At 66.3% G+C, this 21383-nt stretch carries 22 protein-coding genes and 1 pseudogene; 11 read left to right on the forward strand and 12 right to left on the reverse strand.

From position 1 onward, the window contains the following. Positions 1 to 28 precede the first annotated feature (28 nt). Positions 29 to 1087, forward strand: a complete 1059-nt coding sequence (locus AO501_RS28970; RefSeq protein ID WP_419775690.1) for a methyltransferase — start codon at positions 29 to 31, stop codon at positions 1085 to 1087. Positions 1088 to 1195: 108 nt separating this feature from the next. Here AO501_RS28970 and AO501_RS28975 read toward each other — a convergent pair. After that, positions 1196 to 1990, reverse strand: a pseudogene (locus AO501_RS28975) (HAD-IIA family hydrolase); the annotation flags it as partial. A gap of 185 nt (positions 1991 to 2175) precedes the next feature. Then, positions 2176 to 2448, reverse strand: coding sequence for a hypothetical protein (locus AO501_RS28980; RefSeq protein WP_055581010.1), 273 nt, complete (start codon positions 2446 to 2448; stop codon positions 2176 to 2178). A gap of 122 nt (positions 2449 to 2570) precedes the next feature. Between AO501_RS28980 and htpG the strand changes: the two genes are divergently transcribed. Both htpG and AO501_RS28990 read left to right on the forward strand, forming a co-directional pair. After that, complete coding sequence (htpG, locus tag AO501_RS28985) at positions 2571 to 4508, forward strand: molecular chaperone HtpG (protein WP_055581011.1); 1938 nt, start codon at positions 2571 to 2573, stop codon at positions 4506 to 4508. 137 nt (positions 4509 to 4645) lie between these two features. Further along, positions 4646 to 4861: a hypothetical protein gene (locus AO501_RS28990; protein ID WP_055581012.1), complete on the forward strand. Its 216-nt coding sequence runs from the start codon at positions 4646 to 4648 to the stop codon at positions 4859 to 4861. A gap of 1 nt (position 4862) precedes the next feature. Here AO501_RS28990 and AO501_RS28995 read toward each other — a convergent pair whose 3' ends face one another. Continuing rightward, the gene (locus tag AO501_RS28995) at positions 4863 to 5831 is read right to left on the reverse strand and encodes an aldo/keto reductase (protein ID WP_055581013.1); all 969 of its coding nucleotides are present in this window, start codon (positions 5829 to 5831) and stop codon (positions 4863 to 4865) included. Between the two features lie 78 nt (positions 5832 to 5909). Here AO501_RS28995 and AO501_RS29000 point away from each other — a divergent pair, with 78 nt between their 5' ends. From AO501_RS29000 to AO501_RS29010, 3 genes are all read left to right on the forward strand, one after another. Next, positions 5910 to 6425, forward strand: coding sequence for a VOC family protein (locus tag AO501_RS29000; RefSeq protein ID WP_055581014.1), 516 nt, complete (start codon positions 5910 to 5912; stop codon positions 6423 to 6425). After that, entirely contained in the window at positions 6422 to 7207 is a 786-nt protein-coding gene (locus AO501_RS29005; protein WP_055581015.1) for an MBL fold metallo-hydrolase, read from the forward strand. Before AO501_RS29000 ends, AO501_RS29005 begins: the two co-directional genes overlap by 4 nt. Positions 7208 to 7307: 100 nt before the next feature. Beyond that, positions 7308 to 8078 (forward strand): SDR family oxidoreductase, encoded by a 771-nt coding sequence (locus tag AO501_RS29010; RefSeq protein WP_197419970.1) that lies wholly within the window; start codon positions 7308 to 7310, stop codon positions 8076 to 8078. On the opposite strand, the gene AO501_RS29015 is transcribed toward AO501_RS29010, so the two are convergent. After that, the gene (locus AO501_RS29015; RefSeq protein WP_055581017.1) at positions 8075 to 8587 is read right to left on the reverse strand and encodes a hypothetical protein; all 513 of its coding nucleotides are present in this window, start codon (positions 8585 to 8587) and stop codon (positions 8075 to 8077) included. The genes AO501_RS29010 and AO501_RS29015 overlap by 4 nt on opposite strands. Before the next feature lie 26 nt (positions 8588 to 8613). Next, a complete protein-coding gene (locus AO501_RS29020; protein WP_055581018.1) occupies positions 8614 to 9222 on the reverse strand; it encodes a PaaI family thioesterase in 609 nt (202 codons plus the stop codon). Between the two features lie 149 nt (positions 9223 to 9371). Here AO501_RS29020 and AO501_RS29025 point away from each other — a divergent pair, with 149 nt between their 5' ends. Beyond that, positions 9372 to 9983, forward strand: a complete 612-nt coding sequence (locus AO501_RS29025; RefSeq protein ID WP_156452849.1) for a PadR family transcriptional regulator — start codon at positions 9372 to 9374, stop codon at positions 9981 to 9983. Here AO501_RS29025 and AO501_RS29030 read toward each other — a convergent pair whose 3' ends face one another. Then, the gene (locus AO501_RS29030; RefSeq protein ID WP_082658907.1) at positions 9984 to 11681 is read right to left on the reverse strand and encodes a 3-ketosteroid-delta-1-dehydrogenase; all 1698 of its coding nucleotides are present in this window, start codon (positions 11679 to 11681) and stop codon (positions 9984 to 9986) included. It lies immediately after the preceding gene. 101 nt (positions 11682 to 11782) lie between these two features. On the opposite strand from AO501_RS29030, the gene AO501_RS29035 reads away from it, so the two are divergent. The 4 genes from AO501_RS29035 to AO501_RS29050 are packed head-to-tail and all read left to right on the forward strand — an operon-like array spanning position 11783 to position 14982. Next, on the forward strand, positions 11783 to 12916 hold the full coding sequence (locus tag AO501_RS29035) for a Rieske 2Fe-2S domain-containing protein (RefSeq protein WP_055581020.1): 1134 nt from the start codon (positions 11783 to 11785) through the stop codon (positions 12914 to 12916). Continuing rightward, positions 12913 to 13185: a hypothetical protein gene (locus AO501_RS29040; protein WP_055581021.1), complete on the forward strand. Its 273-nt coding sequence runs from the start codon at positions 12913 to 12915 to the stop codon at positions 13183 to 13185. Before AO501_RS29035 ends, AO501_RS29040 begins: the two co-directional genes overlap by 4 nt. A gap of 11 nt (positions 13186 to 13196) precedes the next feature. Next, complete coding sequence (locus AO501_RS29045; RefSeq protein WP_055581094.1) at positions 13197 to 14180, forward strand: NAD-dependent epimerase/dehydratase family protein; 984 nt, start codon at positions 13197 to 13199, stop codon at positions 14178 to 14180. Between the two features lie 4 nt (positions 14181 to 14184). Next, positions 14185 to 14982: an SDR family NAD(P)-dependent oxidoreductase gene (locus tag AO501_RS29050; protein ID WP_055581022.1), complete on the forward strand. Its 798-nt coding sequence runs from the start codon at positions 14185 to 14187 to the stop codon at positions 14980 to 14982. 85 nt (positions 14983 to 15067) lie between these two features. Here AO501_RS29050 and AO501_RS29055 read toward each other — a convergent pair whose 3' ends face one another. From AO501_RS29055 to AO501_RS29080, 6 genes are all read right to left on the reverse strand, one after another. Then, on the reverse strand, positions 15068 to 16075 hold the full coding sequence (locus AO501_RS29055) for an acyl-CoA dehydrogenase family protein (protein WP_055581023.1): 1008 nt from the start codon (positions 16073 to 16075) through the stop codon (positions 15068 to 15070). Beyond that, positions 16072 to 17211 carry an acyl-CoA dehydrogenase family protein gene (locus AO501_RS29060; protein WP_055581095.1) on the reverse strand — a complete coding sequence of 380 codons (1140 nt, stop codon included), beginning with the start codon at positions 17209 to 17211 and terminating at the stop codon, positions 16072 to 16074. The genes AO501_RS29055 and AO501_RS29060 overlap by 4 nt, the downstream gene beginning before the upstream one ends. After that, entirely contained in the window at positions 17211 to 17987 is a 777-nt protein-coding gene (locus AO501_RS29065) for a crotonase/enoyl-CoA hydratase family protein (RefSeq protein WP_055581096.1), read from the reverse strand. Before AO501_RS29065 ends, AO501_RS29060 begins: the two co-directional genes overlap by 1 nt. 71 nt (positions 17988 to 18058) lie before the next feature. After that, on the reverse strand, positions 18059 to 19378 hold the full coding sequence (locus AO501_RS29070) for an HNH endonuclease signature motif containing protein (protein WP_055581097.1): 1320 nt from the start codon (positions 19376 to 19378) through the stop codon (positions 18059 to 18061). Between the two features lie 252 nt (positions 19379 to 19630). After that, on the reverse strand, positions 19631 to 20542 hold the full coding sequence (locus AO501_RS29075; protein ID WP_055581024.1) for an alpha/beta hydrolase: 912 nt from the start codon (positions 20540 to 20542) through the stop codon (positions 19631 to 19633). Next, entirely contained in the window at positions 20539 to 21339 is an 801-nt protein-coding gene (locus AO501_RS29080) for an IclR family transcriptional regulator (RefSeq protein WP_055581025.1), read from the reverse strand. Before AO501_RS29080 ends, AO501_RS29075 begins: the two co-directional genes overlap by 4 nt. Positions 21340 to 21383: the final 44 nt, after the last annotated feature.

Genomic DNA, 21383 nt, shown 5'->3' on the forward strand with positions numbered 1-21383 from the left:
AACCACGCGCGTACCACCGGTTCGGTTGGTGAAACTGGTTGACCGCCTGCGGTATAGCTTCTATCGATTGCATCAGCGACTTGCGCCACGCCCAGTCGTGATGATTGAGCTCATTCTGGCGGGCTGGGTCTCGCAGGCGATAGAAGCAGCCGCCGAACTGGGTATCGCGGACGCGCTCGCAGAGGGCCCGCTGCGGCCCGACGATCTTGCTGCAAAGGTTGGTGGCGACCCCGACGCGGTAAGCCGACTTCTGCGGGCGCTGGAAAGTCGTGGCATATTTCGTCGGCACCCAAGTGGGGCTTATGGCCTCACGCCGCTCGCGGACACGCTGCGGACAGACGCTCCGGGGTCGATGGCTGCGGCAGCCAAGTTCTACGGATCGCCGCAGCATCGCGAACACTGGAGCATGCTTGCAGAGTCCATCAGAACCGGCAGGGCGAGCATTCCACGCCTTCGCGGCAAGGAATTTTTCGACTACCTCGGCGACAATCCTTACCTGGCAGAGCTTTTCAACGGTGCCATGACCAGTATTTCGGAGATGGCTGAGTTCCCCGTGGTTGCCGCCTACGACTTCACCCCATACCAAACGATCATGGATGTCGGCGGCGGACACGGCCGATTGCTGGCCGCAATCCTGGCGGCAGCGCCGACCGCTCGCGGTGTGCTGCTGGAAATCCCCGAAGTTGCGGCCGGGGCACTACCACTGTTGCGAAAACTGGGCGTGGCAGAGCGGGTTCGCATCGAGACAGGGTCGTTCTTCGATGGCATCCCGGCAGGGGCCAACCTGTACTTCCTGAAGAACATCATTCACGACTGGCCCGATGACAAGGCTGAGGCTATCTTGCGCAACCTGCGTACCGCGGGCGGAGTGGACTGCACCGTTGTCCTGGTCGAACTCGTGATACCGGAGCACAATCGCGAATTCGTCGGCAAGTGGGTTGACCTCGAGATGCTCTTGGGTACGGATGGCAGCCGCGAACGCACTGCGGAGGAGTACCGGACGTTGCTCGCGAGCGCTGGATTCAGGATGACGCGGGTGATTCCGACCGCTTCGCCGTTCAGTCTCGTGGAGGCCAAGGCGTGCTGATAAACAGGGAGGCCGCCAGTCGTTGCGCGTGCGAGCCGGAGTAGCGGCCAGCCACGCTGACCGCTAGGTTGTCGCCCGGTCATTCGTGGCCGCCTGGTCGACACGCTCGACCCGCAGCGAGTCGCTGTCGGCGTTGATTCCGCTGAGGTCCGCTGCGACGTAGGTCGGTCGTTGCGCGGGCGGCGCGGCCAATGCCTCGGCCGCCGTCGTCACTCCGCTGAGCACCAGCAGGCTGGGCAGCCCGGCCGAGTTGGCGCCGGCGATGTCGGTGTCCAGCCGGTCACCGACCACCAACGGCCGGTGAAAGTCGCCCCGTGACAGCGCGTTCCGGAAGATCGGTGCATACGGTTTCCCGACCACGCGCGGGGTGCGGCCGGTAGCCGCGCGCAACGCCGCGATCAGCGAGCCGTTTCCGGGGACGAGGCCGCGCTCGGAGGGCAACGTGAGATCCGGGTTGGTCGCCACCCAGGGTGTGCCGGCGCGGATCGCCAGCGCCGCCTCGGCAAGGTCGTTCCAGCAGATGTCCGGCGAGAACCCCTGCACGACGGCGACCGGGTCGTCCCCCCATCGACGCACCGGTCGCAGGCCGACGCCGGCCACCTCGGCGGCCAACGCCTCTGAGCCGACTACCAGCACCGCTGCGCCAGAATTCAATTCGCTGCCCAAAGCCTCTGCGGCGCACTGGCCACTGGTGATGACGTCGTCGGCGTCTGCGGCGAACCCCAACCGGCACAGATGATCTGCAACCTGGACAGCGCTACGCGATGCGTTATTCGTCAGAAACAACGCGCGCGAGGTCAGGCCGGAGAGTGCCTCAACGGCGCCGGCGATCGGTCGCGAACCCCGGAACAGCGTGCCGTCGAGATCCAGCAAGAGGCAGTCGTGCAGGGCGGCCAGTGTCACCTGTTTCTCCCGAGGTCCCGGACAATTCCGAGAATCTACGGCCCAATCGCACGCGAAATCATCCCCCCGGCGGGGGAGCCTCAGCGGAAGACCGTCTCACTCAGCATGCGCCGGCACCAGGTGCGGTAGTGCTCAACGGACCACCCGTGCGCGAGTACTACGCAGATAGGTGTCGACATTGGCGATCACCCCGACCGTTTGGACCAGATCGTCGAAGGGCACATCGGCACGCAACCATCCTCGGTTCCCTTCGGCGCGGCCACATTGATCAGCACCCCGCCCGCCCGGCGGCGGTAGCCCACCGGTATTTCGAATGTCTTGCCCGAGCGGTGGCCCTCGTAGCGGATCACGACAAGACCGCGGCGAACCACGCCCCCGATTACCGGCGCATTGATGAGCGCGACGGCCAGAGCGTTGACGGTCCGGCCCAATGCCGAGTCGGACATTCCGGCAGCCATCGGGCGCTCGGCCGAAACCACCCCGTCACATCCCGTACCCGCGGATCACGGCAGATTCCCGTCTCGCTAAATTCAGGACCGGTCGCCCTTTCCCGGGCCGAGTACGTCTCAGGAGGAATCTCATGAACGCGCAGGTCGAGCAGCTGGAATTCCAGGCAGAAGCCCGGCAACTGCTGGATTTGATGGTCCATTCGGTCTACTCCAACAAGGACTCGTTCCTGCGGGAGCTGATCTCCAACGCCTCCGACGCGCTGGACAAGCTGCGCATCGAGGCGCTCCGCAACAAAGAGCTCGAGGTGGACACGTCCGACCTGCACATCGAACTCGAGATCGACAAGGAAGCCAGAACGCTCACCATCCGCGACAACGGGATCGGCATGACGCGCGCGGAGGTGGTGGATCTGATTGGGACGCTGGCCAAGTCAGGCACCGCGGAGTTGCGCAAACAACTCAAGGACGCCAAGGACGCTCAAGCGTCCGAGGAACTCATCGGCCAGTTCGGCATCGGCTTCTACTCGTCGTTCATGGTGGCCGACAAGGTCGAACTGCTGACCCATAAGGCCGGCGAGAGTGAAGCCACCAGGTGGGAATCCAGCGGCGAGGGCACCTACACGATCGAAGCGGTCGAGGGTGCCCCGCAGGGCACGTCGGTCACCCTGCATCTCAAGCCCGAGGATGCCGAGGACGAACTGCACGACTACACCTCGGAGTGGAAGCTCAAGAGCCTGGTCAAGCAGTATTCGGACTTCATCGCGTGGCCCATCCGCATGGAGGTGGAGCGACACATCCAGGTCCCGGTAGAAGAAGGCTCCGAGGAGACCAACGAAGAGGTCGTCGTCGAGACCGAAACCCTCAACTCGATGAAGGCCCTGTGGGCCAGGCCGAAGGACGAGGTCTCCGAGGAGGAGTACAAGGAGTTCTACAAGCACATCGCGCACGCCTGGGATGACCCGCTCGAGGTCATTGCGATGAAGGCCGAAGGCACCTTCGAATACCAGGCGCTGCTGTTCCTCCCGTCGCAGGCGCCTTTCGACCTGTTCAACCAGGACGCCAAAGTCGGCGTGCAGCTCTACGTCAAGCGCGTGTTCATCATGGCCGACTGCGAAGAGCTGATGCCGGTCTATCTGCGCTTCGTCAAGGGTGTCGTCGACGCACAAGACTTGTCGCTCAACGTTTCCCGCGAGATCCTGCAGAAGGACCGGCAGATCAACGCGATCCGCCGGCGGCTGACCAAGAAGGTGTTGTCGACGATCAAGGAGATCCAGGCGGAGCGGCCGGACGATTACCGCACCTTCTGGACACAGTTCGGCAAGGTCCTCAAGGAGGGCCTGATGTCGGACTTCGACAACCAGGAAGCCCTGTTGTCCATCTCCTCGTTCGCCTCCACCCACAGCGAGGAGGAACCCACCACTCTGGCCCAGTACGTCGAGCGGATGAAGGAAGGCCAGACGCAGATCTTCTACGCCACTGGTGCGTCCCGTCAGCTCCTGGAGAAGTCGCCGCACCTGGAGGCGTTCAAGGCCAAGGGTTACGAGGTGCTGCTGCTCACCGACCCGGTCGACGAGGTCTGGGTGGGCGTGGTCAACGAGTTCGACGGCAAGCAGTTGCAGTCGGTGGCCAAGGGTGAAGTGGATCTGGACTCCGGCGAGGAGACCTCGGAGGCGGAGCGCGAAGAGCAGCAGAAAGAGTTCGCCGACCTGCTCACCTGGCTCAAGGAGACGCTGAGCGAGCACGTCAAGGAGGTGCGGTTGTCCACCCGGCTGACGGACTCGCCGGCCTGTCTGATCACCGACGCCTTCGGCATCACCCCCGCTCTGGCCCGCCTGTACCAGGCGTCCGGGCAGGACGTTCCGGTCGGCAAACGGACCCTGGAACTGAATCCGAACCACCCGCTGGTCACCGGTCTGCGGCAGGCTCATGCCGACCGCCCGGACGACACCTCGGTCGGCGAGACGGCCGAATTGCTCTACGGCATAGCACTGCTGGCCGAGGGTGGGTCGCTGGACGACCCGGCGCGCTTTGCCGGGCTGTTGGCCGACCGGCTGACGCGTACCGTGTAGGTCGCCGACACGCCTGCCGCCAAACTGACGCTGCGCACACGGGCCGCGGCGTGTCGTGTGCGCACGTTCAGTGTCGCTGTGCGGATCTGGTGCGGGATCGGCGATTGAAAGCCGGCCGGAACGGATATCCGCATCTCATGACTGTGTTTCGGGCCATCGATCCGCACGGTGTGATCGTCGCGACCAGGAATTTCGACAGTGCCGAGGACGCGCACCGGTGGTTTGCTGATACGGTCTCCGGCCGCTATCAGCTGGGATGGCGTATGGAGGTGTGCGACGACGGGCAATGGGCCGGCTTCGACGACACCGGCGGCTTCACCGCCCCGTTGAGCCGCCGCCGCGTCTCCCGCTGACCTATCGGCCGAGTTTCTCGCGTACCAGGTCGGTGAGGAAGCGTCCGGTGGACGCCGGCTTGAACGCGCGTGCCGCTGCGGTGAGCGCGTCGCGGGACTCGGTGGGCAGCTCGACCTCGGCTGCCGCCACGTTGAATTCCAACTGTTCCACGCTGGACGCGCCGGGAATGGCGACCACGCCCGGCAGACTGATCAACCAGGCCAGCGCCACCTGTGCGGGCTGGGCGCCGACGTCGGCCGCGACGTCCCGCAGCGTTTGAAGCAGCGGTTCGATGCGGCGCAGGTTTTCGGTGCCGAACAGCGGGTTGACCGCGCGAACTCCGCCCGGACGGTTGTCGACGCCGTACTTGCCGCCCAGCAGGCCCTGAGCCAGCGGGCTGTAGGCGATCACGATGCGGTTCTCGCGTTCGGCGAAAGGAACCATGTGGTCCAGAGCGCGCGGGTGAGCCAGCGAGAAGTGCACCTGGTTACTGATGACCGGGCGCCCGAGCGCTTCGTCGGCCTGCTGCCAGCGGGACAGTGAGTAGTTCGAGACACCCGCGGCGCCGATCTTGCCTTCGTCGAGCAGATCACGCATACCGGGCATGATCACCGAGTCCGGGACCACCGGATTGGGCTGGTGGACCTGGTACAGCGGAATGCGCTCCAGTTGCAGGCGCCGCGCGCTGGCACGTTCACGCTGCTTGATGATCGCCGGGAACGGTGCGACCGGGAAGATCTTGCTGGCGACCGCTACCTCGGCGCGCTCATCGCCCAGCGCTTCGCCCAGGATCCGTTCGCTCTTGCCCAGGCCGTACACCTCGGCGGTGTCGAACAGGGTGACGCCGAGGGCGCGGGCGCGCTGCACGATGTCGCGCGCGGCTCCGGAGGCGTAGTTGTCCCCGTAACCCCACTCGCGCGAGCCGAACTGCCACGTGCCCAGTCCGATGCGACTGACCTGGCCGACACCCTCGACCTGAACGTATTTCATAGGCTCACCGTATACGGGCCCTGCCCGGCGTGCGGCCGTGGTAGAACTTCGTGGGTCGACCCGACGAAGGGGAAACCTGTGAGCCGAATATTCGGCAGTATCAACCAGCTTGGCTATGTGGTGCGCGACATCCAGGCCGCCATGGACCGCTGGATTCGGCACGGCGTGGGTCCGTGGTTCTACATCGAGAACGTCATGCCGGAGGACTTCCGGTATCGCGGAACGGATTCCGACTTGAGAATGAGTGTGGCCCTGGCCAACTCGGGGGACCTGCAGCTGGAGCTGATCCAGCAACGCAACGACGCGCCGTCGATGTACAAGGACTTCCTCGACTCCGGCCGGGAGGGGGCCCAACACATCGCCTACTGGACCACCGACTACCAGGCCCTGTACGACCGTGTGCTGACGGCCGGCTACGCGGTGGGCCAGGAAGGCGACATCGGCGGCCGGTTCGCCTATCTGGACACCGAGCAGGAGCAGGGCACCGTCATCGAGATCAGTGACATCAGCGGGCCCAAGGGTCACCTGTTCGCCTATATCCGGGAGGTGGCCACCGAATGGGATGGCGCAGAACCGATCCGGGTGCTCGGATGAAAGTTCACCATCTGAACTGCGGCACCATGAACACGCCGGGGGCCCGCATGGTGTGCCACGTTCTGCTGCTGGAGCTGGACAACGCACTTGCCCTGGTGGACACCGGATTCGGCGTGCAGGACTGCCGCGATCCCGGTCGTGTCGGGCTGTTTCGTCATGCCATCCGGCCGGTGTTCCAGACGAGCGAAACGGCGATAAACCAGATCGTGGGACTTGGGTTCCAGCCGTCCGACGTTCGTCATATCGTGTTGACCCACTTCGATTTTGACCACATCGGCGGGCTCGCGGACTTTCCCGACGCGAACGTGCACGTGACTGCGGCCGAGGCGTGTGGCGCCGTGCATGCCCCTTCGCTGCGCGAACGGCTCCGGTACCGCAGTGTGCAGTGGGCCCACGGGCCCAAGCTGATTGAGTACGACGCGACGGGCGAGTCGTGGCGCGGGTTCGCCTGCGCCAAACCTCTCGACGCGATCGGCGAAGGCGTGGTGCTGGTGCCCATGCCGGGTCACACCCGCGGGCACGCCGCGGTGGCCGTCCAAAACGGTGAGCAGGCCGGTGAGCGTTGGGTGTTGCACTGCGGGGACGCCTTCTACCATTCCGGCACTCTGGACCGGTCGGGTGTGCCGTTGATGCTGCGCACCTACGAAGGGATGTTCGCCTTCGATCGCCGGCAACTGCGCGACAACCAGGAGCGACTGGCCGAACTCTACGAACGCGGCGAACCCGGGTTGACCATCGTGTGTGCGCACGATCCCGGACTTTTCGAGCAGGCTCGCCGCTGAGTCCGTTGAACAATGACATGCTCCATAAACGGTAACCCCGTTCTCGTCGGGTTCCGGTGGTGTGACATGCTCGGCGGCGGAGGTCGCTATGGCAAGAACAGTGGTGATTGGAGCCTCGAGCGGGCTGGGACGCTGCATCGGTGTCGGCTTGGCCCGGCGCGGAGACCAGGTTGCGCTGCTTGCCCGGCGTCGCGAGCGGATCGAGGCTGCCGCGCAGGAAGCGGGACCGGGCGCGTTCGCCGTCGAGTGTGACGTCACCGACCAGTCGTCGGCCCGGTCCGGCATCGACGCGGCCGCCGAAGCGCTGGGCGGTATCGACAACCTCGTATATTCACCCGCGATCAGTCCGCTGGTCCCGCTGGCCGAGACCGATGCCCAGACCTGGCGGCGCATCTTCGACACGAACGTCATCGGGGCGTCGCTGGCGACGGCGGCGGCGGTGCCGCATCTGTCGGTATCAGGCGGCAAGGTGATCTATCTGTCGTCCGACGCAGGTACATTCGGGCCGCCCTGGCCCGGTCTGGGCGCCTACGGGGTCAGCAAGGCGGCGCTGGAACGGCTGGTCGAGGCGTGGCGGGCCGAGCATCCCGGCATCGGCTTCACCAATCTGATCGTCGGCGAGTGCGCGGGCGGCGAAGGTGACGCGCAGACGGGGATGAACGCCGGGTGGGACCGCGACCTGGCGATGCAGGCGTATCCGTTGTGGGTGTCGCGCGGCTGTATGCCGGGCAAGCTGATGCCGGTTGAGGACCTCGTCGAGGTGGTCCACACCATCCTGCGCACCAGCGCTTCGACGTCGATGCCGGTCGTGGTCGCCAGAGGCGCGCCCGCCGCCGCAGCAGCGGTGCTCGAGCACGGTAAGCGGCCTTAACTCCCCGGACCGACCACGAAGCAGCGGCCGCTGCTGCTGTCGAACAGCACTTCGGCGACGGTGGACTTGTCGATTGCCGGAAACTCGAATCGGTGCACCTGCTGGCCGGCTTCGATTGCGGCGACCTGGGTTTCGGTGCTGCCGTCCTTTTTGCGGACCACCGCGGTGACCTGGTCCGGCGTCGACATGTTCTGCGGCTCATGGAAATACCAGACCTCGATGCCGGTGCCCGAGGAGATGGCCTGCCAGCCGTCGGAGTAGAAGCACGCCGGGTTCCCGTCGGCGTCCGGCGGCGGTGGCGGGCAGATGGAGAGCCCGACGCAGTCCGGCGCGCTGGTGGACGCCGTGGTGGACGGTGGTGTCGGCGCGGCGGGCTTGGTGGCGGACACCATGGGAGTGGCCGGCTTGGCGGAGGTGCCGGAGGAGGTGGCCGGTGCGGCTTGTGGGGACCCGCATGCCGTCAACCAGCAGCTTGCGAGGACGGCCAGCAGCCCGATCATCTTCGTCATCGACGGATCATAGGGCCGCTGCCCGCTCAGCCGCTCAGATTCCGCGGATGAATGAAGATGCCTTCGGCGGACACCATGACGCCCGCGGCGCCGCTGATCTGACCGACCGCAAACGTCTTGACGCCCTCCACCCGGTCCACCCACGCGTCCGCCCGCAACGGCTCCAGCAGCGGGGTTCGTTGGTGGTACCGCAACGTCAACGTCCCGGTGTAGGCCGGCCGACCGGGCCGGTGCGCGGTGGCTCCGAGGATGTGATCGAGGATCATCGCCGAGACACCGCCGTGCACGTGGCCCATGGGACCTTCGAACGCGGCGCCGAGATTGAACTCCGTCCACACCGATCCGTCGTCTTCATGGTGGACGACCAGCGGGGGAGCTGATGGATTGCGAACGCCGACAACGACATTCCCTGAGGCAATGCCCTGACCGTCATCGATTCCGCGTTGGCCGAACGTCCCGGGCATCAATTCGGCGCTGAGTTCCGCTGTGACGCTGTCGATCTTGGCGGCCGCGGCGGCGATGACCTCGTGGTCCACCTCGGTGCGTATCGTCGCGTCGATCAACCGCCGCACCGACGCCGCCAGTGCCTCGTACACCGGCAACGAATCAGTCATCGACTCAAACGAATCCACCATGTCCGTCACCCTAGAGCAGTCACTGATGTCCCATTGAGCGGTCCGTCGTCAGGCAACGCCGACCTGCGGGTTGTTAATCTGGCGGCGTGAACGCGCCCAGCGACAAGGTGAAGTCGGCACTCGCTGCCACCAGTTGGGCCCTGCTCGGCATGATGTCCTACGAAGAGGAAGTCTCGGGCTACGACCTCAAGAAATGGATCGATTGGAGCGTCGACCTCTACTACTGGAGTCCGTCCTACAGCCAGATCTACACCGAGCTGAAGAAGCTGGAGGGCCTCGGGCTGGTGACCTCGCGCGTGGAACGCGACGAAGGCACCCGCAGCCGCCGGCTCTACAGGATCACCGAGGCGGGCATGGCCGCCATCATTGACTGGACCAACAACGCGCCCCTGGATCCGCCAGTGCTCAAGCACAGCATGCTGTTGCGGATCACGTTCGGCCATCTCAGCAACCCGGCCCGGCTCAAGGAACTGCTGCAGGAGTACGTGGCGTACGTCGAGGCCCGGCACCGCAAGGCCGTGGAGGACGCCGAGGGTGCCGAGGCCGAGCCGGGCTGGGCGTACTCGGTGATCGCCCTGCGTTGGGCCGCAAAGCATTACGCTGCCGAACGGGAGTTCGCCCTGGAGCTGATGAAAGAGATCGACGAGACCGATGCGATCCTCGCGAAGGCCGGCAAGGGCAGTTTCGGCAAGCCGCGCCCCGCTCCGGGTTACTGGCGTGAGGTGGAGAGGCAGATCGAGGCCAAACGCACAACCGAGTGACTAGCTCGCCGCGTCGTGCGCCGCAATGTATCCGTACACCAGGCCCTGCGCGATCGTCGCGCCCGCGCCCGGGTAGGTCGTTCCGAACGCATTGGCCGCGGTGTTCCCGATGGCATAGAGCCCGGCGATGACGCTGCCGTCTTCGCGCAGGACCCGGGCCCGCTCGTCGGCCCGTAGCCCGCCGCAGGTCCCCAGGTCGCTGAGCACCATCCGCACCGCGTAGAAGGGTCCGTTGAGCAACGGGCGCAGGTTGGGATTGGGCTTGACGGTGGGGTCGCCGTAGTACCGGTCATAGGCGCTGCGCCCCCGCCGAAACTCGGGATCGATTCCGGCAGCGGCGTTGTCGTTGAACCGCGTCATCGTCTGCGTGAATTCTGACACCGGAACGCCGATCTGCGCGCCCAGATCCGGCAGGTTGTCGGCGCGGGCGGCGATGCCGGCCGCATACCAGGCCTGCGGTACCCGCATCCGCGGAAATAGCTCTGCGCCAAAGACATAGCTATTACGGTACTGCTGGTCGAAGATGATCCACATCGCCTCGACGGCGTTACCGGACCGCTCCAGCTCCAGCAGTCGCTGACCGAACGTCATGTAATCGGAAGCCTCGTTGGCGAACCGGCGACCATGCTGGTTGACGATCAGCGAGCCCGGCAGTGAACGTTCGGCCAGCATCACCGCGGGCGGCTTGCCGGGCAACGGGGCGATGGCCGGGAACCACCACGCCTGATCCATCAGACCGATGTCGGCCCCGGCCTCCTGGCCCACCCGTATCCCGTCGCCGGTGTTGGAGTCGGCACCCAGGCTCAGGTTGGCACCCAGCGACTCCGACTGGAACTTCCACCGCATATCCATGCTGTGGTCGAAGCCGCCCGTGGCCAGCACCACCCCGCGGCGCGCCGTCACGGTCACGTCGTGGCCGGTGTGTTCGACCACCGCGCCGGTCACCCGGTCGCCGTCAATCACCAAATGCCGCAGCGTGGTGTCGGTCCATATCGGGATGCGGGCTTGCAGCACACCGGCGAACAGGCCCGCGGTCAGGCCCTGCCCGCCCGCTGCGTAGCGCCGTCCGATCAGTAACCCGCCGGCCCCCTGGGCGATGCGTTTGGCGAACGTCGGAATTCCCTTGCGCGGCACCCGGGCGACCAAATTCATCCAGCGATAGTCGGCACCCGTCGTCGGGATGGCGAACGCGGCTTCCAGCACACCGGGCCGCAACCGGCTGCGGTACTCACCGAGCTTCGCGGTGTCGAACGGATAGCACTCACAGGTACGGCCCTCCGCGCTACCCCCAGGCTCCTCCGGGTGGTAATCGGAGTACTCACGGGCCCAGAAGAACCGCAACGGTGTGGTGCGGCGCAACATCTCGACCGTCGCCGACAGGTTCTGGACGAACCCGGCCGATCGCTGCGGCGGCGCCGACCCCGCGACCACCGCGTCCAGGTAAGTGGCGGCCCTGGCCGGTGAGTCGCCCGCAGCGGCCTCGCGCAACACCGGACCGGCGGGCAACCACAGGGCGCCGCCGGAGCGGGCGGTGGACCCGCCGACGTAAGACGACTTCTCCACGATCAGCACCGAGAGCCCAAGCTCCCGTGCGGCCAGTGCCGCCGCCAGCCCGGTGCCCGAGCCGACCACCAGCAGGTCGACGCTTGTGTCGATTACGGGTAGACCCGACGGGATCGTGGTGCTGTGCTGGCTCACGCCTGATAACGGTAGGCCGGTGCGGCGCCGTCGCGGAATACTTCTCCTGGTCAGTGGAACGACTGAGGGACGGGCGGTGGGAGAAGCGTTCAATGGTCGGTATGGGGACGCAATCCGAGGCCGGGGAAATTCGGTTCATCGAGGCACAGGCCGCGCCGGCCAGGTTCGCCCGCGGCTGGCACTGCCTGGGCCTGATCAGGGACTTCGGCGACGGTAAACCACACGCGGTCAACGCATTCGGTCAGAAACTCGTCGTCTTCCGCAGCGGGGACGGCAAGATCAATGTGCTCGACGGGTACTGCCGCCACATGGGCGGGGACCTGACGAAGGGTGAGGTCAAGGGCGACGCGATCGCGTGCCCGTTTCACGACTGGCGCTGGGGCGGTGACGGCCGCTGCACAAAGGTGCCCTATGCCAAGCGCATGCCGCGGCTGGCGCGTACCGCGACATGGACCACGCTGGACCAGGACGGCATGTTGTTCGTCTGGAATGACCCCGAACACAACCCGCCGCCGCCGGAGGTCACCATCCCGCGCATCGAGGGCGTCGCCAGCGACGAGTGGACCGACTGGCACTGGTACACCACGGTTGTCGAGAGCAACTGCCGCGAGATCATCGACAACGTCGTTAACATGGCGCACTTCTTCTACATCCACGGGTCGCTGCCCACCTACTTCAAGAACATCTTCGAAGGGCATGTCGCCACGCAGTACATGAACGGTGAGGGCCGGCCCGACATGGGCAGCGAGGGTGCGAAGATGCTCGGCACCACCTCGGTCGCGTCGTACTTCGGCCCGTCGTTCATGATCGACGACCTGACCTACCATTATGCGGCCGGCGACCAGCAGACGGTCCTCATCAACTGTCACTATCCGATCGATGCCAATTCCTTTGTGCTGCAATACGGCATCATCGTCAGGAAATCGAAGAGCCTGCCCGCCGAGGAGGCCGTCAAGGCCGCCACCCGGCTCGGCGACTACGTCAAGCTGGGCTTCGAGCAGGACGTCCAGATCTGGCGGCACAAGGCCCGTATCGACAATCCGCTGCTGGTCGAGGAGGACGGGCCGGTCTACCAACTTCGGCGCTGGTATGACCAGTTCTACGTCGACGTCGGCGACGTGCAGCCAGACATGGTGGACCGCTTCGAGTTCGAACTGAACACCAGTAGGCCCTATCAAGCGTGGATGAAGCAGATCGAGGCGAACATGGCGGCGAAGGCGGCCTCGGTGTCATGAGCCGGGCCGAGCGGGCCGACAACCGTCTTGCGGACATGCCGATGGCGCCAGTGGACTGTCATCGGTGTGGTGGGCAGGTGTTGGTCCGCAAGAGCAGCTGGAACCAGACCAGCGTGCAGTGGAACGCCCGGGCCAGCACGTCATGCCTGGAACGTGCGCAGGCTCTGGCGGATCAGCACCGGGGGTTGTTCCTGGCGTGTTCGGCGTTGCGTGAGTCCATCGAGGCCGCCGTGGCGGCCGGAAGACTGGCCGTCGTAGATACCGGTTAGGGTTGCTGGCGATGCGAATCGCGGTGACCGGCGGCACCGGCTATGTCGGCGCCCATATCGTGCACGCGTTGCTGGCCGCGGGCCACACCGTGCAGCTACTGGCCGAGCCCGGCTGGTCCAACGACCTGCTGCTGCACCGGTTGCAGTCGGTCGGGGAGGTGTCGGTGCTGCGCGGGGACCTGCGTGCACCGGAGGTTCCCGACGGGCTGTTGGACGGTTGCGACGCCGTCATCCACGGCGCCGGGGTGGTAGGGACCGACGACCGCCACGAGCAGTTGATGTGGGATATCAACGCCTATGCCGGCGAACGGATCATGCTGCGCGCTGTCGCGCTGGGGCTGGACCCGGTGGTGTTGCTGTCCAGCTACAGCGCGCTGTTTCCGCCGCCGGGGCCGGTGATCGGTCCCGATTCCCCCACCGCACAGGGCAAATCCGCCTACGCACGCACCAAGTCCTACGCCGACCGGGTGGCGCGGCGGTTGCAGCGTGACGGCGCTCCCGTCGTGGTCACCTATCCGTCCAGTGTCGTCGGGCCGGCGATGTACACCGCGCCGGGCATCACCGAGCAGGGCTGGGGCACTATCGTCCGGTTCGGGGTAGCGCCCAAGGTCGCGCATGCGGGGATGATGATGATTGATGTCCGCGATGTCGCCGATGTGCACGAACGGTTGATGCGGCCGGGGCGGGGTCCGAAGCGTTACCTGTGTGGCGGCCAGTTGCTGACGTTCGACGACATGATCGCAGCGATCGAGCGCGGCAGTGGACGCCGTGTCCGGCGGATTCCGCTGAGCCCCAGTGCGTTTCGACTGGTGGGCAGGCTGTCCGATCTTGCCGCGTCGGTGCTGCCGCTGGGCAGCGGCTTCAGTTACGAAGCAGCGCAACTGATCACCGCCGCGATACCGACCGACGATTCCGAGACGCTGCGGGATCTCGGGCTCACCTGGCGGTCGGCTCGGGACGCGATCGTGGCGACTTTTGCCCAGCCACTAGTCTGACCGCATGAGCGGTCGAATTGCGGTGGTGACGGGAGCAAGCCGCGGTGCCGGACGTGGCATCGCCGCCGCATTGGCCGCCAAGGGCTGGCGGGTGTACGCGACCGCTCGCAGTATCTCCGAGGCGCCGCCGGGTGGCGTCGCGGTTCGGGTGGACCACGCCGACGACGACGCCGTGGCGGGGCTTTTCGAGCGGGTGGGCACCGCTGAAGGCCGGCTGGATTTGCTGGTCAACAACGCCGCCGTCGTATCCGATGAACTGGTCAACCCGAAGCCATTCTGGGAGAAGCCGCTTGCGCTGGCGGATGTGCTGGATGTGGGGTTGCGCTCGTCTTACGTCGCATCGTGGTACGCGGCTCCATTGCTGGTGGCCGGCGGGCGGGGCTTGATCGCCTTCACTTCCTCCCCGGGATCTGTGTGCTACATGCACGGTGCGGCCTACGGGGCGCAGAAGGCCGGGGTCGACAAGATGGCCGCCGACATGGCCGTGGACTTCCGGGGCACCGGAGTTGCGACGGCGTCGATCTGGATGGGCATCCTGCTGACCGAGAAGCTGCGCGGTGCGTTCGCTGGTAATCCCGAGGCGCTGGCAAAGACCGCTGAGCATGCCGAAACACCCGAATTCACCGGCATTTTGATCGACGCGCTGTTCCACGATCCGGCGTTGCCCGAACTGAGCGGCCAGACGTTCATCGGTGCCGAACTGGCCGAGCGCTACGGGATCACGGATGAGGGTGGGCGTCGGCCGCCGTCGCATCGCCACCTTGGTGTTCCGCGTGAGCCGAGCACGGTCGTCATCAGGTAATCAGACATCACACTCGTCACTCAGGCACCGGGAACGCGAGGCATGATGCCGGTTAAAAAGTGATAGCGCATGCGATATCACGTCCCTAACCGGTGATCAGACCCCATAGTCCGCCAGCACTGGCATACAGGGCCGAGTCCGTCACCTTCTCGTCCCAGTACCGCAGGGAACCGAACTCCGAACGCCAGGCCAGCGCGGCACGGGTGAACTCGTGCAGCCGATGCTCACGGGTGGTGCCGATCGCGCCGTGCACTTGATGGGCATTCCGCACCACCACCGACGTCGCGTGTCCGGCGCAGGAACGAGCAACGGCGACAAGGAATTCCAGGTCGTCAGCCGACCATTGGCTGGTGACTCCGAGGGTGAGTGCCGCTTCGGTGGCCGCCCGCGCGAGGGCGGCCTCGGCGGCGACATCGGAGATCAAGTTCTGCACCGCCTGGAATTTGGCCAGTGGGCGGCCGAACTGGATGCGGGAGCTCACATGCTCGATGCACAACTGCAGTATCCGGTCCAGCGCGGCGCACACCTGGATCGATCGCACCAATCCTGACTTCAGCCTCAGCTGGTTGATCAGGGCCAGGGTGACTGGTGTGCCTTGCAGGGCGGCGAGGTCGGCGCTCACCGCGTCGCGCGGCTCGTCGATCATGTTGGCACCCGGGGTGATTGTGACGTCTCCGGCCGCGACGTCGGCGACACGGAATCCGCCCTCGGCCCGCCAGACCAGTACTACGCGCTCGGCCGCGGATGCCCAGGGCACGTCGGTCGCGTGTCCCTGCTTGTCGAGCATGCACACCGTACGCACCGCATCGTCGACCGGTTCCCCGGCGGCTTCCAGCAGCCAGCAGGCCAATAAATCGTGCTCGGCCAACGGGATTCGTACCCCGTGCCGGGCGGCGGCGGCGAGCAGCTCCGCGGCCTCGAACCACCCGGCGCCGCTGCCGCCCTGCTCTTCGGCACCGGTGAGCCGCACCAACCCGAGCTCACCGAGCTGCTGCCAAAGATCGGCCCCGGGGGATTGCTTCTCGCGGTGCTCCGCGAAGACGGCGTCCATCATCTCGACGAGGTCGGCATCCACGGCCGGTCCGGAGTTCATCGCATGCCCAATCCACGCGCCATGACTCCGCGCAGTACCTCGTTGGTGCCGCCCCGCAGGGTGAAGCCCGGCCGCTGATCGAGGGCAGTGCGAACCAGCTCGGCAAAGATCGTGTCGGGGGAGTCCTGCATGTCCGCGAACTCGGCGATGTCGCCCTCGGTGGTGGTGCCCAGAACCTTGACCACCGCGGCGGGGACATCCGCGGCTTCGTGCCGTTCCAGTGCCCCGGCCACCGCGGTGGACATGTGATGCAGGCCGGCGACGCGTGCGACCAGTCGGCCCAGGTTGGGGTCGCGGGGGATGGCGTTGGCCGCCATCCGGTCGGCGCAGGCAGCCAGCAGGACGAAGGTGGACAGGAACCGCTCGGGGCCGCTGCGTTCGAACGCGAGTTCCGACGTCACCTGTCGCCAGCCGTCGCCGATCTCGCCGAACACCATGTCGTCGGGCACGAACGCCCCGTCGAAGATCACCTCGTTGAAGTGGTGCGCGCCGTTCATCGAGATGATCGGCCGGATCTGGATGCCGGGTCCGTGCAGGTCGACGAGGAACTGGCTCAGGCCGGCGTGCCGGTGCTGCGCGTCCACCGGAGCCGTGCGGGCCAGCGCGATGAAGGCGTGCGCGAGGTGGGCGCCGGAGGTCCAGACCTTGGTGCCGGACAGTGACCAGCCACCGTCGACGCGCTCGGCCCGGGTGCGCACGCTGGCCAGGTCGGAGCCGGAGTCCGGTTCGCTCATGCCGATCGCGAAGAAGCATTCGCCGCGCACAATTCGTGGGAGGAAGTGTTGCTTCTGAGTCTCGGTGCCGTACTTGAGCAACGACGGCACGATCTGGCGGTCGGCGATCCAGTGCGCGGCCACCGGCGCACCGGCGGCCAGCAGTTCCTCGGTGACGACGAAGCGCTCCAGGAAGGACCGGCCGTGTCCGCCGTACTCGACCGGCACGGTCATGCCCAGCCAACCTTGCGCCGCCAGCGCCGCGGTGAACTTCTCGTCCCACCGCGACAGCCAGGCGTCGACGGACGGTGTGAACGTGCCGGCGGCGAGTTGTTCGGCGACGAACGTGCGGACCTCGTCGCGGAGCGCGCCGGTCGCCTCGTCTTCGATTCCGGCGGGTGGGACCAGTCGGGGCGCGGCCATCAGGTCGTCCGCCACTTTGCGATGCGCTGTTCGTGCTCCGGGTCCCGGTGGGCCAGCGGCTGCATGGCCGCGGCCATCCCCAAGGTCGACTCCAGCGAGCCGGTGCGCGATTCCTGCAGCAGCCGCTTGGCCATCCGCAGGGCGTGTGACGGGTTCTTGGCGATGCGTTCGGCGAGTTCCTGTGCGGCGGCGAGAAGCTCGTCGTGCGGCACCACGCGGCTGACCAGACCCCACTCGAGAGCCGTTGCGGCGTCGACCCGGTCGCCGGTGAGGGTCATCTCGGCGGCGCGCTGGTAGCCGATGATCCGCTGCAGAAACCAGGTGCCGCCGTCGCCGGGGATGAGCCCGAGTTGCACGAAGCTTTCGGCGAAAGACGCACGCTCTGAGGCGATTCGGATATCACACATCATGGCCAGGTCGCATCCGGCGCCGATGGCGGCGCCGTTGACGGCAGCGATCAACGGGACTTCGAGTCGTGACAGTGCGCGCGGGATCCGCTGGATGCCGTCGATGTAGGCGTAGCGCTGGTCGAGTGCGCTCAGGCCGAACATGCCGGACTGGTCGGCCATCTCTTTGACGTTGCCGCCGGCCGAGAAGATCTTGCCCTCGCCGGTCAGGATGACGGCGCGGATTGCGGTGTCGGCGTTGGCGTGGTCGACCGCGTCTTCGAACGCCGCGATGACGTCCTTACCGGTGATCGCGTTTCCGACGCTCGGCAGGTTGATCTTCCATGTCTGGATCGGTCCGGCACCGCTGATTTCCAGAGGATTGCTCATGCAGGCCACTGTAGGGAGTCCGCGCCAGCGGGTGGTCGCGCGGGTGAAGTCCGCGTCCATGGGTGGCGACGTCAATCGGGTTCGTCGTCATCGGGGGCGAACAGTTTCTCCGGATGGTGGAACGTGTTTATTCGCGGTTGGCCGTGATCCAGATGGGCGGGCGGGAGCCATTCGGTGTCGCTGTTGGCGTTTTTGCGGGTGGTCCAGCCTTTTTCGGCGAGGCGGTTATCGATGCCGCAGGCCAGGGTGAGGTCGTGGATGTCGGTGACGTGGGTGTTTGTCCAGCCGCTGGCATGGTGCACCTGGGCGTGGTAGCCGGGGACGTCGCAGCCCGGGCGGGTGCAGCCGCCGTCTTTGGCCAGCAGCATCAGTCGCTGGGCGAGGTTGGCAAACCGCTTGGCGTGGAACAGGGCCAGCGGTTTGGCGCCGTCGAAGACCGCGAGATAGTGATGCGAGGTGGCGGCCCAGCCGATCAGGGTGGGCAGCGGGATGCGGGTGCCGCCGCCGGTGCGGGCGCGCCCGGCCCCGGCTTCGAGGTCCTTGAGGGTGGTGGTGACGATGATGGAGACCGGTAGGCCGTTGTGGGTGCCCAACTCGCCGGAGGCGAAGAGTTCGCGGATGGCGGTGATGATGGCGTCGTGGTTGCGTTGGGGTTGGCTGCGGGTGTCGGTGTCTCCGTCGGGGATGCCGGCGCCGGGGGCGGCGAGTTTGGCCCAGGCGGCTTCGAGCAGTGCCCGTAGTTCGGGGGTGATCAGGCCGCTGAGCCGGGACATGCCGTCGTATTGCTGGGGGCCCAGGGTGAGGCCGCGTGTGCGGGCGCGTTCTTCTTCGGTGTAGTCGCCGTCGGGGTGCAGCAGCGCCATGAGTTCGTGGGCGTATTTGGCGACTTGGTCGGGGCGGAAGTCACAGGCTTTGCCGGCCAGGTCTTTTTCGGCGGCCTCCCAGGTCCCTACATCCACCGTGCTGGGCAGGTGGGCGATGAAGTCGCGGATCACCTTGATGTGGGCGTCGCCGATCAGGCCCCGGCGTTGAGCCTGCGCGGTCGCGGTCAGCAGCGGCGCCAGCTGCTCTCCCGTGAGGGCGCGGCGCGGGCCGAGGTCGTCGGCTTCGGCGATGCGGCGGTTGGCGTCGGCTTTGGTGATGCGCAGGCGCTCGGCCAAGGCTGCGGGGAGTTTGCCGCCGAGTTCTTCCTCGGTCGCTTGGGTTTTGAGGTGGTTGATCAACGTGTGCTGGGGTGTGCGCATCCGGCGGTGCACCTTTTCCAGGCGCTCCATGCCGCGCAGGAACTCTGTGGTGGTGAGCGCGTCGAATGTCAAGTCGCACAGGCGATCAACAGCGGCGTCGAGTGCGTTGAAGGCCTCGATGATCTCCTCGCGCGTACTCGATGCCATACCCCCGATGTTAGGAAAGGGCACTGACAACTTTTCGCGCCAAACCCGCTCAGAAGCGGCGTATTTCGCCCACAGCAGAACCGCGATGCCGAGAGTGCGCACAATCCCGCTCGGCCCGGCGTGTTGGAGCATTCGATGCACGCTCACGCCCGAAACGTGTTGATATCAGCGGCGATATCACTTTCCACGGACTGGTGCCACCCAGCTCACGATGCGCGACCGCCCAATCCACAGCGGCGCAGATCATCCCGCCTAACCGACCACCGCCGCCAGCTGTGCGCACACCCGCTCCCGCGCTTCGCGCGCAAGATCCAGCGTCGGAATGGACATGAAGCCGTGTATCGCGCCCTCAAGGTAAATCTGCGTCACCGGGACTCCGGCCGATTCGAGCCCCGCAGCGTAGGCAAGTGCCTCATCCCGCAGCGGATCATGACCGGCGATCACCAACACGGCCGGCGGCAGTCGGCGCAGATCACCGTGGACCGGTGCGACGTAAGGGTGCGCCCGATCGGCGACGCGCGGCACGTACTGGTCCCAGTACCACCGCATGGCCGGCTTCGGGTTGTAAAAGCCACGGCCGAACAGGCGGTAGGACTCGGTGTCGAAGTCAGCCGCGAGCACGGGATAGATCAGCATTTGTGCCGTCAGCTCAGGGCCATCGCGATCACGCGACATCAAAGCGGTCACCGCGGCGAGGTTCCCGCCCGCGCTGTCACCTCCGACCACCAGCCGGCCGGGGTCTCCGCCAAAGATCCCGTTGGCCGCCATACTGGCAATCGCATACACATCCTCGGCCGCCGCCGGCCACGGATGCTCCGGCGCCAGCCGGTAACCCACCGAAACCACCACGGCTGGAATCAGATTCGCGATGCTGCGGCACAGTCCGTCGTGGCTGTCCAGGTCACAGAACACGAACCCGCCGCCGTGCGCATAGATCAGGACGGGCAGCTCGTCGCCGACAGGTCGGTAGATCCGCACCGCAATATCCCCACCGGGTCCGGGAACCACGTCGTCGATAATTGCGGCGACCGGCTCCGGATCGTCCGGCAGCACCAGTCGGGAACGGATGACCGCCCGCGCCTGCGCACCCGTCATCGTGTGCACCGGAGGGAAACCGGCGTCCAGCGTGTCGAGCAGCGCCGCGACCTGAGGGTCGAGCTTCACGCGTACTGCAGCGCGGGACGCAGCGGACGCAACGGCTGCAACGTCGGCGCCACTGAGTCGCCCTCGAGGTTGCGCCAGATGCCCATCGCGGTCATGCGTACCGGCGCCGTGAGGCGTTGGTCGAATCGCATGCGGTTCATTGGGCCGCATACCGAGACCGCGGCGACAGCTTCGCCAGTAACGCCGATAGGTGCTGCGACACAACCGAACCCGAGCAGCGACTCCTCTCGCTCGAACGCGACACCGTGCGCGCGCACCTTCGCCAGTTCGGCCGCCAACTGCGAACTATGGGAGATCGAGTACCTGGTCCTGCGGACACCCAGATCGACCTGGGAAGCGTCGTCGCGGTACGCGAGCACGGCCTTTCCCACCGCGGTGCAGTGCGCGGGCTGACGGCCGCCGACCCGGGTGGGAAGCCCGTTGCAGACCCTGTCGCCGATCTTGTCCAGGTAGACCACGTCTGAGCCGTCGAGCACCGCAAGGTGCACGACAAGTCCGGTGGCACGGTGCAATTCACCCAGGAGCGGCTTGGCCGCACGCACCAGGCGGTCCTGGTGGACGGCCAGCGATCCCAGCTCGACCAGGCGCATGCCCAGTTCGTAGTCGCGTCCGCTGCGACGCAGCCAACGCAATTGCACCAGCCGCTCGAGCATCCGGTGTGCCGAAGACCGGGGCAGGCCGGTCCGCCGCACGATCTGCGCGAGCGTGAGCCGCCCCGGCCCCTCGAATGCGTCGAGGACAAGAGAAATGCGGTCGATGACGGCGCTGGGGGTGGTGGTGTCGACGCTGGCTGTCATGGATCCTCCGGTGCGCTCGTTATAGTCCTAATAGGAATATGCCT

It is taken from the genome of Mycobacterium gordonae (assembly GCF_001417955.2).
GTDB lineage: Bacteria > Actinomycetota > Actinomycetes > Mycobacteriales > Mycobacteriaceae > Mycobacterium > Mycobacterium gordonae_B.